The organism is Arthrobacter sp. W4I7 (assembly GCF_030816215.1).
Classification (GTDB): Bacteria; Actinomycetota; Actinomycetes; order Actinomycetales; family Micrococcaceae; genus Arthrobacter; species Arthrobacter siccitolerans_A.
Window position 1 is genome coordinate 3,735,223 of sequence record NZ_JAUSXU010000001.1, and the last position, 14,348, is coordinate 3,749,570.

At 67.8% G+C, this 14,348-nt stretch carries 9 protein-coding genes, 2 tRNA genes and 1 pseudogene; 6 read left to right on the top strand and 6 right to left on the bottom strand.

The features are described 5' to 3' along the window. Positions 1–142 precede the first annotated feature (142 nt). The 4 genes from QF047_RS16820 to QF047_RS16835 form a co-directional block, all read right to left on the bottom strand. A complete protein-coding gene (locus QF047_RS16820; protein WP_307279411.1) occupies positions 143–3,007 on the bottom strand; it encodes an FtsX-like permease family protein in 2,865 nt (954 codons plus the stop codon). After that, complete coding sequence (locus QF047_RS16825; RefSeq protein ID WP_306638096.1) at positions 3,007–3,744, bottom strand: ABC transporter ATP-binding protein; 738 nt, start codon at positions 3,742–3,744, stop codon at positions 3,007–3,009. Before QF047_RS16825 ends, QF047_RS16820 begins: the two co-directional genes overlap by 1 nt. Beyond that, positions 3,741–4,349, bottom strand: a complete 609-nt coding sequence (locus QF047_RS16830; RefSeq protein WP_307279416.1) for a PadR family transcriptional regulator — start codon at positions 4,347–4,349, stop codon at positions 3,741–3,743. Before QF047_RS16830 ends, QF047_RS16825 begins: the two co-directional genes overlap by 4 nt. Before the next feature lie 134 nt (positions 4,350–4,483). Next, a complete protein-coding gene (locus tag QF047_RS16835) occupies positions 4,484–5,467 on the bottom strand; it encodes an NAD(P)H-quinone oxidoreductase (RefSeq protein ID WP_307279418.1) in 984 nt (327 codons plus the stop codon). Between the two features lie 107 nt (positions 5,468–5,574). Between QF047_RS16835 and QF047_RS16840 the strand changes: the two genes are divergently transcribed. Both QF047_RS16840 and QF047_RS16845 read left to right on the top strand, forming a co-directional pair. Continuing rightward, positions 5,575–5,662, top strand: a tRNA-Ser gene (locus QF047_RS16840). A gap of 209 nt (positions 5,663–5,871) precedes the next feature. After that, positions 5,872–6,651 carry a VOC family protein gene (locus tag QF047_RS16845; RefSeq protein WP_307279422.1) on the top strand — a complete coding sequence of 260 codons (780 nt, stop codon included), beginning with the start codon at positions 5,872–5,874 and terminating at the stop codon, positions 6,649–6,651. 169 nt (positions 6,652–6,820) lie between these two features. On the opposite strand, the pseudogene QF047_RS16850 reads toward QF047_RS16845, so the two are convergent. Together QF047_RS16850 and QF047_RS16855 are read right to left on the bottom strand one after the other, a co-directional pair. Continuing rightward, positions 6,821–7,417, bottom strand: a pseudogene (locus tag QF047_RS16850) (TauD/TfdA dioxygenase family protein); the annotation flags it as partial. A gap of 107 nt (positions 7,418–7,524) precedes the next feature. Beyond that, entirely contained in the window at positions 7,525–9,465 is a 1,941-nt protein-coding gene (locus QF047_RS16855) for an FAD/NAD(P)-binding domain-containing protein (protein WP_306638092.1), read from the bottom strand. Positions 9,466–9,550: 85 nt separating this feature from the next. On the opposite strand from QF047_RS16855, the gene QF047_RS16860 reads away from it, so the two are divergent. From QF047_RS16860 to QF047_RS16875, 4 genes are all read left to right on the top strand, one after another. After that, positions 9,551–11,809: a prolyl oligopeptidase family protein gene (locus QF047_RS16860; protein ID WP_307279427.1), complete on the top strand. Its 2,259-nt coding sequence runs from the start codon at positions 9,551–9,553 to the stop codon at positions 11,807–11,809. Continuing rightward, positions 11,779–12,336 (top strand): GNAT family N-acetyltransferase, encoded by a 558-nt coding sequence (locus QF047_RS16865; protein ID WP_307279429.1) that lies wholly within the window; start codon positions 11,779–11,781, stop codon positions 12,334–12,336. The genes QF047_RS16860 and QF047_RS16865 overlap by 31 nt, the downstream gene beginning before the upstream one ends. Before the next feature lie 110 nt (positions 12,337–12,446). Next, positions 12,447–12,534: transfer RNA gene (locus QF047_RS16870), tRNA-Ser, on the top strand. 208 nt (positions 12,535–12,742) lie between these two features. Then, entirely contained in the window at positions 12,743–14,176 is a 1,434-nt protein-coding gene (locus QF047_RS16875; RefSeq protein ID WP_307279431.1) for an MFS transporter, read from the top strand. Positions 14,177–14,348: the final 172 nt, after the last annotated feature.

Sequence of the window (14,348 nt, forward strand, 5' to 3'; positions counted from 1 at the left end):
CGCCGCCGTCGAAGGTGCTGCGGGTCCCTTGCGCGGCTGCCCGGAGGGCAGCTCCTTATCCCCACGGTAAGCCTGTCGGCGCCATTCAGAAAGACCCCCGCGCTACGTTCAACGGCCCAGCTCAAGGTGCGGGGCGGAAGGTTCAGGTACCGAGCGTGCGGCGGGAGGCCGGAAGCCGGGCGCGGGTGAAGAACCAGGCCAGGAGGGCGCCGGCCAGGGGTACCGCAACCAGGAGTGCCACGAGGTGCAGCCAAGGCACATCGACGGCGGTGCGCAGTTCGGTGGAACCTGCAATGAGCATCGCCGGCACAGTCCCCGCGAGGCTTCCGAGCACGGTCCCCAGCCCGGCGGTCAGAAGCGCCTGGGAGCCGGCCAGGCTCTTCCGCAGCCGGGGTGATGCGCCAATTCCGGCGAGCGTTGCGTGGTCCGCACGGGCATCCGCGAGGGACAGGCCTGTGGTGATGCCTGCCGCGCTGAAGGTGATCAGTGCGCTGACGGCCACGATGGACCAGGACATCCACGAGTCGCCCTGCGTGATGCCGGGTTCAGCCCAAAAACCGACGTCGGGCCGCTGGTAGACGGCGGCGATCGCTCCCGACGCCGCATCCCTCTCAGCCGCCGAGGGGAACCTGCTGAGCTGCACCAGGAGTTCGGCCGCCTCCGGACGCAGGTCCAGGCGCCGGGCCGTGTCCGGCGAAATGACTCCGTAGTAAGGAAGGGCTTCGGCCGGTTCAACCACTACCGCGGGCAGCGTGCTGCTGGTCACCGTCTCGTGCATGCGGAAAGGCTCTGCCGGGTCCTGGGTCTGCGTGCGCACATCCTGGCCCTCGAGCACCGCCATCCCGTCCCGGACGAAGACAGGGTTGGTCACCACCATCCCGCCGGCTTCCAGCACTGCCAGGGCTTCGGGACCGGCTTCACGGCCGAGTACGGCACTGATCTCGTTCGCGCCGCCCACCAGGATGCCACGCTGGGAGGCAGTCGACTGGGCCAGCGAACCCCGGCAACGCCAGTCCTCGGGATCCACCACCCTCCGCTCCGGTGTCACCGGACACTCGTTGCCCGCGGCCCTGGCCAGCGAGTACTGGAGGCAGTTGGAGGTGGCAGTGCGCGCCAGCCCTGACAGGTCGACGCCCGGCCCAAAAGCACAGTTTTGAACATACGCCGGTGCGGTAACCACCTGCGTCCAGGCAACATTGCCGAGTGCGCCTTCCAAGGCCGAAGTGAGTTCGGCGGGATCGACGTCGACCGCCGGCTGGGTGCTGCCGTCCGGCAGGAGGGGCTGTTCCAGGGACAGCGGCAGGAAGGCCTGGTTTTCCAGGGCATTCCACGGGTGGTTCTCCCGCATCACTGCTTGCTGGCTGGCCGAAAGGACCAGGGCGGCGCTGGCAAGGGTAGCGGCAGCGAGAACGGCTGCCACCGCCGGGACCGTCCGGCCACGGTTCCTGGCCGAATCCCGCGCAGCCATCCGCAGGGACAATGGCAGCGTCCCCGTCCGGGCTGTCAGGAGGCTAACGAAGTATCCGGCCAGCAGCACGAGCGCGACGACGGCGAGCACGGCGCCGGCAATCAGCAACGAGGTAACCAGCGGCAGTTGCCCGGCTTTCCGGTCGGGGTCGGCAGCCGACTCCCCCAGCAGCCAGCCCGCGGCCAGCAGCGCCACGGCCACCAGCAGCAGCGCAGCACCGGCCGCGGTGGTCCGCTTCCCGTTGCCCGCAGGTGCCCGGCCGGACTTAAGGGCGCCCAGGGCAGCCTGCCTGGCCACCTGGTTCGCCGGAGCCATGGCTGCGAGCAGGCAGCACACCAGGCCCAGGACCATGGCCACCAGCGTCAGCGGCACATCCGGGTGGATGCCGGGAAAGCGAGCGGAGCCGCTGGAGCGGACCCAGTGGACCGCCGCTGCCGCCGAGCAGAGGCCCAGGGCTGCGCCCGAGAGGACAGCAATGCTGCCCAGCCAGAGTCCGCCGGACGTCACCACCGAGCGGACAGTGGGAACATCGGCTCCTGAGGCTGCCATCAGCGCCAGTTCCCGGACCTGCCTTTTGGCGCCGACGGCGAAAGCGGCTCCCGCCAGGAGGCCCACCTCCAGGAGCGCAAGGGCAGCGACCAGGCCGAACGTCGCGAAGAGGGCCAGGGCATCCTGCGGTGGCTGCTGAGGCGGGACCCCGTCGAAGGTGCGCTCCGCCAGGGACGGCGGATTAAGGACTACGCTGCGGGAGAGCACACTGACGCCCTGCCGGTTGGCCTCCCGGATCTGCTGCCACGTCACAGGTTCAGGGCCAACAAGGTAGTAGGAGACCGAGTGCGGGGACTGGGGTCCTTGATGCAGGACTGCCTCCGGCACCTGTGCCTGCTGCAGGAAGATGACGGAGCTCCGGTCCGAGGCGTCCGCATCCCGCATGGTGCCCACGGGCACAAAGGTGCCGGCCGACGTCGTGATTGCGTCGCCGAGCCGAAGGCTGAACCGCTCGAGAAGCCCCGGTGAAACCAGGGCTTCTCCGGGAGAGCGTGGAGCCCTTCCCGCAAGGAGGGTGAACTTCCCGGCGAAGGCAGGATGGAGCGCGTCCGCGATTCTGCCCTGCAGGGACACCAGCGCCGCCCCGATCCCGGTGGACAGGTTGAGCTGCCGCAACGGCAGGACCTCATAACCCGGCGGGAGCAGCTCCTGCGGGTCGGCAGGAACAAAGCCAGGATCGTGGATGCCCGTACTGGAAGCCACCATGGCGTCATTGAGCGGGTCCTGGACCGAATCGCCGTTGGGAGCCGGCAGCACGCTGAACCGGGCCTGCGTTCCGCCCAGCTCGTGTTCGACAATTTCTTCGGGCGTCCTTTGGCTGCTCTGGAACAGGGTGGCAGCCCCGGTCATGCCGGCAACCGGAAGCATGATCAGCAGGACGATGAGCAGCGAGCGGCCTTTGTGCCGCCCGATATCGCGGCGGGCCATGCGCAGTGCCACCCGGAAGCTGCTCCGGCGCCCGTTGGGGGCCGGAGTGAGATCGAGCCGCATCAAAGCCCTGCCTGGGCCAGGAGCACCGCAGGATCATGCAGGGCAGTTGCCTGGTCCACAATCCGGCCGTCGCGCAGGAACACCACCCGGTCCGCCCAGGCTGCGTGCCGCGCCTCGTGGGTCACGAGCATCACGGCGGCGCCGGCATCAGCCCGGGAACGCAGTACTTCCATCACCCCTTGGCCGGTGGTGGAGTCAAGTGCCCCCGTGGGCTCGTCGGCGAGGATCAGGCGCCGCTGCCCCACTACCGCCCGGGCGATGGCCACCCGCTGCTGCTGGCCGCCGGACATCTGGTCCATAAAGCGGTCCGCGAGTTCCGGGATCCCCACCTGCCGGAGGGCATCCAGCGCCTGCCGGCGGGCCTTTTTCCACGCTGTGCCGTCCAGTTCAAGCGGCAGCGCCACATTCTCGGCCGCCGTCAGTGTAGGCACGAGGTTGAAGTCCTGGAAGACGTAGCCCACGGCCCGGCGGCGCAGGCGCGCAAGTTCGTTCAGCCCCAATCCCGCCAGGGGCGTGGATTCCACAAAGACACCGCCGGACGTCGGGCGGTCCAGTCCCCCGGCCAGCGCCAGGAGGGATGACTTACCGGACCCGGACGGCCCCATCACCGCAACAAACTCACCTGCCGCCACGGTGAGGTCAATGTCACGGAGGGCGGCGACCGCCGTCGCGCCTTCCCCGAACGTTTTGCTGACCTTGGAAAGTTCGAGGACCTGTTGCGGCCCCTGGACGCTCACCGGCGGCTGTCCGCGTTGAGCGGGGCGGCGTCTTCCGTGACCCCGTTGGACGTTTTGCGTGCCTGGCCCTGGCCGGCGGACTGCGCCTGCTGGACCATCCTGGCCTCACAGAGGTCCAGCCACCGGACCTCCGCTTCGGTCTGGAAGATCAGGGAATCAAGGACCAGCAGCCAGGCAGTATCGCCTGAACGCTGATTGCCGGTAGTGTCCCGGCGCGCCTTCGTGTAGTCCTGCAGCGCGCGCATCGACGCTGCACGCTGGGCCTGGATGATCGCCTGGACGTCCACGCCCGGCAACGTGACGGCGAGCGCCAGCTTGATGGCGAGCTCGTTCCGGGGCGGGTTGTTGCGTTCCACCGGGGCCGCGAACCAGTTTTTTACTTCGGTTTTTCCGGCGGCGGTGATGCTGTAGACCACGTGGCCGTCGCCGTCGTCGCCTTCCTTGGTGACCAGGGCGTCGCGCTCCAGCCGGTCCAGGGTGGTGTACACCTGCCCGATGTTCAGCGGCCAGGTGGCCCCGGTGCGGCTCTCGAATTCGACCCGCAGCTGGTAGCCGTACCGCGGCTGGTCCTGCAGCAGGGCCAGGAGGCTGTGGCGGATGGACATGGTGCTCCTTGTGCTTGGGCTTGGTATGCACGGTCCCCCAACGGCCCGTGCATACCGCGTATAGCAGTGAGCCTAATGGAGCCATCCCGGGATGGCAATACTGAGTATCTACCGCTTCTTTTGCTGGCCCGAGGCTAGAGCAACAGGAGGATCTTTCCGACGTGGTCCCCGCTGTCGAAGTAGGTGTGGGCGGCCTGGACCTGCTCGAGCGGGAAGGTTTTCGCCACGAGCGGGCGGATCCGCCCGTCGGTGACCATGGGCCAGACGGCGTCGCGGACGGCGTTCATGATGGCGCCTTTTTCCTCGACCGGCCTGGGACGCAATGCCGTGGCCACGACGGCGGCGCGCTTCCTCAGCAGTTGGCCGAGGTCCAGTTCACCTTTGGTGCCGCCCTGCAGGCCGATCACCACCAGCCGGCCGTAATCGGCGAGGGCATCCACGTTCTGCGCGAGGTACTTGGCGCCCACGACGTCGAGGATCACGTCTGCGCCGCGGCCGCCGTTCTGCTCGCGAAGGCTCGCGGGGAAATCCTCCTCGGTGTAGTTGATGGCGATATCCGCGCCGAGGAAGGCCTTCGCCGTTCCCACTTTTTCGTCCGTCCCCGCCGTGGTGGCCACTTTCGCGCCCAGGGCCTTGGCCAGCTGGATGGCCATGGTGCCGATCCCGCCGGTGGCACCGTGGATCAGGACGGTTTCGCCCGGCTGGAGCTGGGCGGTCATCACCAGGTTGGAATACACCGTGGCGGCCACCTCCGGCAGGGACGCCGCCGTGACCAGATCCACGCCCTCGGGCACCCGGAGGACCTGTTCGGCCGGCACGGCCACCTGCTGGGCGTACCCTCCGCCGGCCAGCAGCGCCACCACTTTGTCACCAAGGGAGAAAGGTTTGCTGACGCCCGCGCCAAATCCGGCGATCCGGCCGGACACTTCCAGCCCGGGGATTTCCGAGGCGCCGGGCGGCGGCGGGTAGAAACCCCTGCGCTGCTGCACGTCCGCCCGGTTCAGGCCCGCGGCGACGACGTCGATCAGCACCTCCCCCGGTCCGGGTACCGGGGCGTCCGCCTCGCGGACCTCCAGCACCTCCGGGCCGCCCGGTTCCGAAATGTAGACGGCTTTCATGGAACACTCCCGTTTCTGACTGAATACTCGTTGCAACCAGTGTGCACCGGGCACCTTCCGGTCTCTGTTTTGTTGCAGGCAAGTGCCTATGAAACACTACTAGTCGAGGAAGGTTGTCCGAGCGGCCGAAGGAGCTAGTCTTGAAAACTAGTGTGCGGTAACCCCGTACCAAGAGTTCGAATCTCTTACCTTCCGCGATTGGGACCCCTGTCCGCCAGCATGCTGGCCGGGCGGGGGTCCTTCGTTTTCCTCCTGCAACGGCCCGAAACGCCCTCCACCGGCCAGGAACTGCCGGAACCGTTGAAACTGTCAGACCCGGCGCATAGCCTCGTGGTGTCCCGTCCGGAACGCCGACCGCTCCGGCCCGCCGCCGCAAAGAGCACTCACCTCACCAGGAGATTCCTATGCCCAGTCCCGACATCAAGCCCGGTTCCCCCTGCTGGATTGACCTGATCACCTCGGATGCCGCCAAAGCCCGTGAATTCTATGGCGGGCTCTTTGGCTGGCAGTTCCAGTCCGGCGACCAGGAGCTCTATGGCGGCTACACCACGGCGTCACGCAACGGAAAGATGGTGGCCGGCATCATGCAGAAGCAGGAGGACCAGGCCGGATTCCCGGACATGTGGTCCACCTATCTGTGCACCGACGATGCCGCCGCCACGGCAGCTTTGGTGGCCGCGAATGGCGGCCAGGTTTACATGGAGCCTATGGACGTCCCCGCGCAGGGAGTGATGGCCATGTTCGGCGACCCCAGCGGCGCGTCCGTTGGTGCGTGGCAGCGCCGCGAGATGCGCGGGTACGAAATCGCGGGAGAACCGGGAACACCCGCCTGGCACGAGCTGCACGCCAAGGATTACCAGGGCGCCGTGACGTTCTACGAAAAGGTCTTCGGCTGGCAGACGAGCGTTATGAGTGATGCTCCCGAATTCCGGTACACCACCCTGGGCTCGGGTGAAACGGCGCAGGCCGGGATCATGGACGCTTCCGGCTACCTGCCCAACGAAGTCCCTTCCCACTGGCAGGTGTACTTCGCGGTGGAGGACACCGATGCCGCAGTGGAGGGAGCCCTGACCATGGGTGGCAGCCTCCTTGACGGACCGGCGGACAGCGACTTCGGCCGGGTGGCGCAGCTGGCCGATCCCATGGGTGGCGTCTTCAAGGTGATCTCAAGCCCGTCCGCCTGATCCGCCGCTCCCGGGCCGCCGGCCACGTGGAACCGACGCCCTCGGCTGGCTCCGCTACGGCATCGCCTGGCTGCAGTACCAGCACTGCCTGCGCGGCTGGTAATGCAGTATCAGCAAAAAGGTGACCCTCCCCGGCCAGGCCGGGAAGGGGAACCATTTGTTTTGCCGGTCATGCAGGTTGCGGTGCTCCTGCCGTGTCCCGGGCGCCCGGGAGCACCACGGTTTCCGAGTAGGTGGACGAGTCGCCCTTGAGTGCGGTGCTGCTGCGGCCGTTCACACCCAGCGGGACGTCGCCGGCGATGGTCACCCGGTTCAGCTTGCGGGGCTGGCGGTCGTAGTTGTCCGGGGCGTAGTGCTGGTTGATGCGGTTGTCGAACAGCACCAGCTGGTCCGGCTCCCAGTTCACGCGCACCACGTTTTCCGGGCGGGTGATGTAGGCCTGCAGGATGCGGAGGATGTCCTTGGACTCGGTGTTGGAGAGCCCTACGATCCTCAGCCGCTGGGCGAAGCCGCCAATGAAGAGCCCACGCTCCCCCGTCAGCGGGTGTATGCGGACCACGGGGTGGGCGGTTTCGAAGTGGATCCGGGTGAACTCCTTGCGCCGCTCCTCGGCGTTGGTGTGCTCCAGGTTTTTCGGTACGGAGTAGTCGTAGTCGTTGGTGTGGATGGCCCAGAGTGTGTCAGCGAAGTTGCGCAGCTCATCGGGCAGGTCCTGGTAGGGGCCGGCAGACGATGCGATCAGCGTTTCCCCGCCGTACGCCGGCAGCGCAAGTCACGTTGAGCGTGGCGCCAGCGACCCTGCCGAAAGGCCCGAATATTTCTGCGCTAAACGTCAGAATATTTCGGTGGGCGGCCGCCGATCACCGGGGAAAGTCAGGCTCCCAGGATGGCGCCGGCAATCTCGTCGGCGTCGCGCAGGGTCCGCTGGCCGCTGTGGTAGTTCGGGCCGCCGGGCTGTAAGGCCTCCGCTGCGATGGCCGTCCCCCACTGGACGGAGGAAAGCTGCAGTCCCAACACGTACAGTCCTTCGGTCACGGAACCGTTGGCTGCCAGGGGGCGGTAAGGGTGCGGCTCCACATCCAGGCCGGTGGACTGCACCGGGGCGCCCTCCACGGTCATCATGAGGCGCGGACGAACCAACCCGTCCGCCAGCAGTTGCCCCAGGACTGGAGAATCGTTGGCGGAGATCCTGTTGCCGGGCGCCAACGCCTCCACCATGGTCCTTGCCGTCACCGGGGCATCATCCACCCAGGGCGAGGCAGCGGTGAAAACGCGGTTGCGGCGGTCCACCGCGAACTTCGGATCGGGCCCCACGAAGCTCACAACGCCTGCCGTGGCCAGTGCCGCCAACTGCTCCGCGCGCAGCGCGGGCGGCCCGCTGGCGAGTCCTTCCACAAACGATTCGAACCAGCCACGCAGTCCCGCCACCCAGGATTCATCGGTGATGCCGCCGTCGGCCACTGCTGTTTTCAGGACGGCGCGGCCGTGGTGGAGTGCCCCGATGGCCATCTTCACGGGATCGTCCTCGCCGAGCCCGGACCGGCGGGCATCATCCAGCAAGTAGTCCACGACGGCGGCGTCGAGTTCGGTGCGCGAGGAAAAGGAGCGCCCGGCCAGCGGCCCCGCCAGCCCCGGCAGGTCCAGCCGGTGCCGGGGGCCGACATGGACGGCGAGCACGCTTTCCACGCTGTCCTCCCAGTTCGCCGCGCTGTGGGCGTGCGGATGAAGGGCCTCGTCCAGTGCGGCGAGGAAGGCCGCGGGGTCCGGTACGGCGTTCGGCTGCGAGCGCACCAGGGTGGAGTAGTACGCCCAGAGCGCGTCGCGGTGCAGGAGCGGCCAGAAGTCGTGGTCGAACGCCGGCCGGATGCCGGCGGTGCGGAAGCGTTCCAGCGCAGCCTCGGTGAAGTAGCGCAGCGTGACCGACGCCGGATAGTAGCCGTTCAGCGCCGCTTTGGCGCGGTAGGGCGTTCCCCGCCGGGAGGCCGCAATGATGTGGGGTTCCTGGCCCGACGGTTCGTAGCGCAACGCCGTGCCGTTGCTGATGAACTTGCCGCCCCGGCCCTCGGTCAGCTGGACCATGGTGTCGAAGAAGTTCAGGCCCATGCCCCGGACCAGGACGGGTTCCCCGGCCGGTATCCGGGACCAGTCCACGTCCGCCGGCACCGCGGGCGGCAGGTATTGCAGGTCCAGCTGCTCCGCCGAAGCCTGCAGCTCCCGTTGTTCGGGGTTCAGCCGGGACGGGATGTGGCCCAGCGCCAGCACCACGGATCCGGTGCGCAGCGTCGCTCCGGTGGCCAGGCCGACGTCGAACGTTCCGTCCCCTGAGGGGCGCACCGACAGTGCGGACGTTTCGTGGAAGTCGATCGTGACGCCGTCGGGCATATTGCAGGTCAGCTCCTCCACGATGTTTCCAAGGTAGCGGCCGTACAGGGCACGGCTGGGGAAATCGGTGGCTGCCAGGACGGCAAGCTCTGCGCGTTCCTCCCCGGTCAGGGACGGCGACGGGTTGTGCTGCTGCCGGGCCCGCCACTGGTCAAAGGTGCTGCCGGCGATTGGCGGCGCCAGGGCAGGGTCCTCGGGAATCAGGGTGGGATAGAAGGACTGCGTGTTCATCAGGAACAGCCGGGACTGCTGCGGCTGCCATACGTGGCCGGGGCCGGCGGGATAGGGATCGATCACATCGATGTGGAGACGCACCGGGCCGGAACCGGAAGCGATCTGCGCGGCACAGCGGGCGAGCAGTCGTTCCAGGACGCTGGTGCCCCGCGGACCTGCCCCGATGATGGCGGTCCGGATGCTTTGCGTTATTTCCACGGCATCCAGCGTACGGGCTGAAAACAAAGTGTGCGCCGGGCGCTTGACTTGCCAGCCGTCCGCGGATGTTGTTTGGATGGGGCGCATGACCACCACCGCAGCTGATCCAGCCCCCGCCCCCGGTTTCGGCAACACCCCCGGCACCGGCCCGCAGGGCATCGCGCCCGAGCCCACCGACGAGAACGTCTGGCTTGAGGACATCTACGGCGAGGAGCAGCTTGCCTGGGTGAAGGAGCAGAACTCCCGCACGGAGGACCTGCTGGAGGACGCCGATTACGTGCAGCTCGAGGGCAGCATCCTGGAGGTGCTCGACTCCACGGACCGGATCGCCATGGTGGGCAAGCGCGGCGAGTGGTACTACAACTTCTGGAAAGACCAGCAGAACCCCAAGGGCCTCTGGCGCCGCACCACGTGGGAGAGCTACTGCACCGGGACGCCGGACTGGGATGTCCTGCTGGACGTCGACGCCCTGTCCGCCGCTGAAGGCGCCGAATGGGTCTTCCACGGCGCAACTTTCCTCCGCCCGGCCGCCGGCGAGCCTTACCGGCACGCGCTGCTGGCACTGTCCCCGGACGGCGGCGACGCCAACCGGTACCGGGAATTCGACGTCGAAACGCGGACCTTCGTGGACCCGGCGCAGGGCGGCTTTGACCTGCCGACGGCGAAGGGTCACGTTTCGTGGCTGGATGAGGACACCCTGTTGGTGGCTTCCACCGCCGAGGGGCTTCCGCGGACGGCCTCCTCTTACGCCCGAACCGCCGTCACCCTCAAGCGGGGCGGGTCCCTGCCGGCGGCGCCCCTCCTGTTTGAGGTGCCCGAGAACCACATGATGGCCGTGGTGGCGCACGATTCAACGCCCGGCTTCGAACGGACGTTCGCCGTTGACTACATCGATTTCTACAACCGCAGCAACGCCGTCCTGCGGGATGGCTCCTGGGCAGGGATCGATGTTCCCACCGACGTCAACGTCAGCGCACACCGCGAGTGGCTGCTGTTCCGGCCCCAGCAGGACTGGGCACTCAACGGGTCAACGTATCCGGCGGGCTCACTCCTTGCCGCGCCGTTCGAGGACTACCTGGCGGGCTCGCGGAAGGTTTCCGTGCTGTTCACCCCGGACGCCCATACCTCCTTGCAGTCCTGGAGCTGGACCCGGAACTTCCTGCTCCTGAACCTCCTGAAGGACGTGTCCTCCGAGATCCGGGTGCTCGACCCTTCGCGTCCCGGCGGGGCCGGGGAGGCGGCTTGGGCATCTTCCCTCCTGGACGCCTGCCCGCCGCTGCACGACGTCAACGCTTATGCCGTGGACGATGAAGACGAGGCCGATGACGACGAGGCCGGCGGCGGTGCCGGCGACGACTTCTGGCTCGTCGCCACCGGTTTCACCACCCCCAGCACGCTGATGCGGGGCACTCTGGAGCGCGCGGCTGACGGTACCGGCGGCGTGGTGAGCCGGCACGAGGTGGTGAAGACGTCGCCGTCGTTCTTTGCCGACGAAGACTATGAAGTGCAGCAGCACTTCGCCGTATCCGACGACGGCACCCGGGTTCCCTACTTCCAGGTGGCCTCGCGGGACCTGGCCCTGGACGGGCAGAACCCGACGCAGCTGTCCGGCTACGGCGGTTTCGAGGTCTCCCGCACTCCGGCCTACAGCGGCACCGTGGGCAGGGCCTGGCTGGAACGCCGCACGTCCCTGTCCGCCGGCGCCAACGGAGACGCGCCCCATTCCCGGGGCGGAGTGTACGTGGTGGCGAACATCCGGGGCGGTGGTGAATACGGGCCGGCATGGCACCGGGCGGCGCTGCAGGAAAACCGGCACAAGGCGTACCAGGACTTCGCGGCCGTGGCACGGCACCTCATCTCCCGCGGAGTCACCTCCCCGGAGCGGCTCGGCTGCGTGGGCGGGTCCAACGGCGGCCTGCTGGTGGGAAACATGCTGACGCAGTACCCGGAACTGTTCGGAGCCGTCTCCTGCGGCGTGCCGCTGCTGGACATGCGCCGCTACACCAGGCTTTCGGCCGGCCACTCCTGGATTGCCGAGTACGGTGATCCGGACGTGCCGGAGCAGTGGGAGTACATCCGCACCTTTTCTCCGTACCACCTGCTCAAGGACGGGGTGGAGTACCCCGAGACGTTTATCTGGACGGCCACCTCGGATGACAGGGTGGGCCCGGTGCAGGCGCGGAAGATGGCTGCCCGGATGCTCGCCATGGGGATTCCCAATGTCTGGTTCCACGAGGCGCTTGAGGGCGGCCACGCAGGGGCATCGGATAACCGTCAGGCCGCGGCGCTTCAGGCCCGGAGCCAACATTTCCTGTGGAAGGCGCTGGCTGGCGGGGCCGCGTAGCCTTGGCCCTGACGGTGCGGCGGGCTGTGCCGGGCGATGTGGAGGCCCTGGCGGAAGTGCATGTGCGCTGCTGGCAGGAGACGTACCGGGGAATGCTGTCGCAGGAGTTCCTCGCGGCGCAGAATCCCGGCAGCCGGCTGCCGCTTTGGCGCCACTTGCTGGAGTCTGCTGAACCGGCTGAGGCCTGGGTAGCCTCCGACGGCGGCACGATAGTGGGATTTGCCGGCATCCGCAGGCAGCCCGGCGCTGCCTCGCATGGCTTCGAGCAGCCGTCCTCCGGCGACCTGGAGCTGTGGGGGCTGTACCTGCTGGCCTCGCACCAGGGGCTGGGCCTGGGGCGCCGGCTCCTTGAAGCTGCGCTGGGTGGTGAAGCGGCGAGCCTGTGGGTGGCAGCGCACAATGCGCGGGCCATCGGCTTTTACGGGCACTTCGGTTTTGCCCCGGACGGCGCCACGGACGTCATCCCCGAGTGGGAAAACCTGCGTGAAATCAGGATGGTCCGGCCGGTGCAGGCTGCGCTTCGCTAGTCCCTACGCCTTCAGCCGGCGCGCCGCGGCGGGTGCCGTGCAGTCCCGGAGACCCGTTTTGCACTGCGTGCCCGCTTCTGCGTATCCTTGGTGGGCTAGGAATAGCAATTGGAGACGTGCCAGAGCGGCCGAATGGGCTTCACTGCTAATGAAGTGTGGGGCACAACTCCACCGGGGGTTCAAATCCCCCCGTCTCCGCGTTTGGCCCCGGTCCTGGACCGGGGCCTTTTGCGTGCCCGAGGTAGGGCCACCAACCCACTAACCCCCTTCCCTTTGATCCCGGGGTTAGCGCCTGCCCCGTGATCCCGGGGTTAGGGGCCCGCTTGGTCCCAGGGATTGCGGCCCGCTCCCGTCCGGGGTACGGACACCTGAAGTTCCACAGGCCGCCCGATGGCAGGATGGACAGATGGCAGCAAGCAACACCGTGGATTCAGCGGCAGTCACCAAGCCGGCATGGAGTCCGCGCCTGGCGCTGCTGGTGGCCGCCACGTTCTTTATGGAGTTCCTGGACGGTACGGTCCTCACCACGGCAATCCCCAACATCGCTGCCGACTTTCGCGTCCCGGCCCCGAACGTCAACATCACCATGACTGCCTACCTTCTGACCGTTGCCATGGGCATCCCGCTCAGCGGCTGGCTGGCGGAGCGCTTCGGCGCCCGCCGCGTTTTCTGCCTGGCCATCGCCATTTTCACCGTGGCGTCCCTGGCATGTTCATTGAGCCAGGACCTGACCACGCTCACCCTCAGCCGGGTGGCCCAGGGGCTCGGCGGCGCCATGATGGTGCCCGTCGGCACCCTCTTGGTCCTTCGCGGGACACCCAAGGCGGACCTGCTCCGCGCAACGGCATTCCTGGTGTGGCCCGGCCTCCTGGCACCTGTCCTGGCCCCTCTGGTGGGCGGGGCACTGACCACCTACTTGTCCTGGCACTGGATCTTCCTGATCAATCTCCCGCTGGGAGCTGCCGCGTTCATTGCCGCCCTGCGGCTGGTTCCGGCGGCGGCCGGTGATCCCGGCCGGCGGCTGGACTGGCTGGGGCTGTCCCTCACCACGCTTGGCGTGGGTGCTTTGGTGGTGGGACTCGAACTGGTGAGCACCCACCCTGCGGCCCCCTGGGCTGCCCTGAGCGCCGGATCCGGTGCGGTGTTCCTGGTCTGCGCCGTCCTGTGGATGCGCCGGGCCCGCCGACCGCTTTTTGACCTCGGGGTGTTCAGCACCCGCACGTTCCGGGCCATGGCAACAGGCGGGTTCGTTTACCGGTTGACCATCAGCTCGGTTCCCTTCCTGCTGCCGCTGATGTTCCAGGCCGGGTTCGGCTGGTCACCGCTGCACGCGGGTGCGATGGTGGCGGCAGTCTTTATCGGCAACATCGGCATCAAACCGGCCACAACACCGCTGATCCGGCGCTTCGGCTTCCGGGCGATGCTGGTATTCGCTTCGCTTGCTTCGGCAGTTACCTTCGCAGTCTGCGCCCTGCTCACGGCGGAAACGCCACAGGCGCTGACGTTTGCCCTGCTGGTTTGCAGCGGAGCGTTCCGCTCCATCGGATTCTCGGCCTACGCCTCCGTGCAGTACGCCGACATCGCGCCGCCGCAGATGACCTCGGCGAATACAGTGTCTGCCACCCTGGTTCAGCTCGCCACGGGCACCGGCATTGCGGTGGGCGCCCTGCTGATCCGGGTGTTCGACGGACTGGGCACGTTTCCTGACGACACTGCCGGACCTTTCCGCGGGGCTTTCCTCGCGATGGCGGTGCTGATGCTCGCCAGCACGGCGGACAGCCTCTTCCTGCCGCGCCACGCCGGGGCCGAAGTCAGCCAGCGCAAGGGCCAGCGGGCCTAAGCCAGGCTGTATCGGCAGGGCTCCCGCCTCACCGCCCCTCCCGCTTCAGCACGCCCGGCGCATCCGCTGCGTCAGCCGGGTCATGTCAGCCGCCTCGTGTCAGCACGCCCGGCGCGTCCGCTGCCCTTGCATCCGCTGCCGTTGCGTCAGCCGGCCGCGTGTCAGCACGCCC